This window comes from Pyramidobacter sp. C12-8, assembly GCF_002007215.1.
In the GTDB taxonomy this organism is placed as follows: Bacteria; Synergistota; Synergistia; order Synergistales; family Dethiosulfovibrionaceae; genus Pyramidobacter.
Window position 1 is genome coordinate 1 of record NZ_MUHX01000122.1, and the last position, 236, is coordinate 236.

General features: G+C 66.5%; 1 protein-coding gene. It reads left to right on the plus strand.

Annotated features, from left to right (window positions below; genetic code table 11):
• A partial coding sequence (locus tag B0D78_RS12295) for a putative PEP-binding protein (RefSeq protein ID WP_205948343.1) occupies nt 1-236 on the plus strand: 236 nt, incomplete at its 5' end.

Below are 236 nucleotides of genomic sequence, written 5' to 3' on the forward strand. Positions count from 1 at the left end.
TGAGCTCCGCGTCCGCGCCGAGCTCGCCGCACAAGAACGGCATCTGGGTCGGCATCTGCGGCGAGCTCGGCGCGGACGCGGAGCTCACGGAGACCTTCCTCTCCATCGGCATCGACGAGCTGTCCGTCTCCCCGCGCTCCGTGCTGCCGCTGCGCAAGCACGTGCGCGAGATCACGGTCGGGGACTGCAAGGAACGCCTGATGGCGAATCTGCTGTCCGATCAGACCACAGAATAA